The organism is Halobellus sp. Atlit-38R (assembly GCF_003665925.1).
Classification (GTDB): domain Archaea; phylum Halobacteriota; class Halobacteria; order Halobacteriales; family Haloferacaceae; genus Haloquadratum; species Haloquadratum inordinatus.
Genome location: NZ_QXIJ01000416.1, coordinates 1 through 432, shown reverse-complemented (window position 1 = coordinate 432; position 432 = coordinate 1). Strand labels below are relative to the sequence as shown.

1 pseudogene is annotated in these 432 nt (G+C 53.7%); it reads right to left on the bottom strand.

Features of this window, described 5'->3' with window-relative positions:
* Positions 1 to 231, bottom strand: a pseudogene (locus tag D3D02_RS20140) (RNA-guided endonuclease TnpB family protein); the annotation flags it as partial.
* Between the last annotated feature and the right edge of the window lie 201 nt (positions 232 to 432).

Genomic DNA, 432 nt, shown 5'->3' with positions numbered 1-432 from the left:
AACGCGCTGACTGGACTGCGAATGTAGCCCCTTGTACTTGTTGTGAGTCTTCAACTCGTCTTTGAGGTCGCCGTGATCGGGAATCTCCCCGGTTTCTTCCCAGACTTCTCGGGAGTGGTAGTTGGCGACGTTCCAGAGTTTGCTGGCGCTCCACCCGTGCCGGTCGAGTATCTCAGCCACTTGATTGTGGTTGAGAATTTTGGCGCGGTGAGTGCGGTGGACCTCCAGCATTCTGAACGCCTGTATAACCTGTTATACGAGCTTTTCTTGTAAAGGTTCGGCTGAGAGCGTGGAATATCCGGCCTTGCCATCGGCGGTGGATTGTTGAACGGGTTGTCGGATTCATCCGCGCCTAAAGGCGCGGGTATTCTCCTTGCGATTTATAACGAGACAGCATCTGAAATGGCAGTCAGAGAACGCCACATCCTTGAC